Annotated in this window: 2 protein-coding genes; both read right to left on the bottom strand. The window is 61.5% G+C overall.

What is annotated here, in order from left to right:
* On the bottom strand, positions 1-736 hold a 736-nt coding region (locus B7449_RS16450), incomplete at its 3' end, for an outer membrane protein (RefSeq protein ID WP_048883845.1).
* 408 nt (positions 737-1144) lie between these two features.
* A partial coding sequence (locus B7449_RS16445) for an OmpA family protein (protein WP_048883844.1) occupies positions 1145-1889 on the bottom strand: 745 nt, incomplete at its 5' end.

The following is a 1889-nucleotide window of genomic DNA, read 5'->3' as shown; positions in this document are numbered from 1 at the left end:
CGGGCGGCACGACGGCAGGGGCCGGCGGCGGCGGCGGCGGCGCGTTGTTGAACGCGTAGCGGACACCGACGATGAACTCGTGGTTGAAGCGGTGGTCGAAGCGGACCGCCGTGTTGCCGGAATGGATGTTGCCCATGCCGAAGTCTTCAACCTGACCAACCATGCGGTATTCGGTGGTCATCTGCAGGCCCGATACGCCCGGGATGTCGTAGGCTGCACCAACGATACCCTGATAGGCGAAGCTGCCGTTCGTGCCCGTCATGCGGCCGCCGGTGGACATGCCGGTAACGTTCGCGTTTTCCCACAGATAACCTGCACCAGCACCAACGAACGGCGTGACAGGCACATCAATGTTGAACAGACGCTTCAGGTCGATGTCATACAGCACGTTGATGAAGCCACCATAGGACCGGTCATGGCCCTTGGTCTTCTCGGAACCGACGCTGTTGATCGCGGTCCAGCTGTAGGCACCTTCGACTTCGGCGCGCAGACCGTTACCGAAACCCCAGCCAACGTTGGCGAAGCCGGTCCAGCCGTGGCCGTGACGGACGTGCTCGCCCTCGTCATTGTTGCCGTTGCCGCCGTTCTTGAGGATGGCATCGTGCCCATGCTGGGTCTGGGTCAGATCGTAACCACCGCCGATGCCAACATAGGGGCCGGTGATGGTGGTTGCCTTGGCGGCGAACGGTGCCGCTGCCAGCAGGCTGGTAGCCAGTAACGCTGCGCGTAGACGCATGTTTCAGTCCTTAACTCTGTTGTTGCAGGGCAAAGCCCCATCTTGTGGTTCGGGCAATGGATTTGCCCCGAGACAGGGCAGCCTGAGATTACCCGCAAGCTATGATGCGGGGATTAGCCTGTCTGGACCGACTTGAGAATGGGCAAAATGCCGCATGCCACTGAGGTGTGGCGAAAAACACACATATATTTCAGGGGTGTTTGGCACGTTCCGTAAAAAGTCCCGATTTTATAAGGTTTTTTTGGAAGCCTGATATTAGACCCCTTTATTTTGCATAGGACGGTGCCGGAAACCGAAGGGCTGATTTTCACGCCTGACATGCCCCAAAACGATTCGATATGGAAAGGGGGAGCCGTGCGCTCCCCCTCGTGAATGTCCGTATTTATCAATTTATTACAGAACGCGCCGTCAGTGCAGGATGATCTCGACACGGCGGTTCTGGGGTTCGCGCGTGTCAGGCCCGGTGGGCACCAGCGGGTGGGCTTCGCCATAGCCGTGAATGTCGATGCCGCTGGCCGGGACGCCATCACGGATCAGTTCAGCCTTCACGCTGTCCGCGCGGCGCATGGACAGGCCCATGTTGTACTGTTCGCCACGGGGGCCGGGATGGGCGGCGGAATTGTCGGTGTAGCCATTGACCTCGATCCGGGTCGTCTGGACATGGGTGGATGCCTGCGCTGCCTGCGCCACGATCTCACGCGAGCGACCTGTCAGTGCGGCGCCGTCCCAGTCAAAGAACACCAGATAGGTGCGCGCGGCGGTCGGTGCGGGCGGCACGACGGTGGGCGCGGGCGGCGGCGGCGGCGGGGCATGGTTGAACGCGTACCGGACGCCGACAATGAACTGATGGTTGAAGCGGTGGTCGTAGCGCAGGTTGTTGTGGTCGGATGCGGGGTCGGTCACGCGCTGGTTGATATTGCCCATCGCGAACGATTCCACCTGCCCGATCATGCGGTATTCGGTGGTCATCTGCAGGCCCTGCACGCCGGGAATGTCATAGGCCGCGCCAACAATGCCCTGATAGGCGAAGCTGCCATTCGTGCCGTCCTGGCTGACGGTCGCCATGCCGCCGGGCCTGTTGCCACCGGGCACGGCGGTGCTGGCGTTCACGTTCTGCCACAGGTAACCCGCACCGACACCGACGAACGGCGTG

This window comes from Komagataeibacter intermedius TF2, assembly GCF_000964425.1.
Taxonomy (GTDB): domain Bacteria; phylum Pseudomonadota; class Alphaproteobacteria; order Acetobacterales; family Acetobacteraceae; genus Komagataeibacter; species Komagataeibacter intermedius.
The sequence above is the reverse complement of the archived record's forward strand: the minus strand, read 5'-3'. Positions and strand labels throughout refer to the sequence as shown.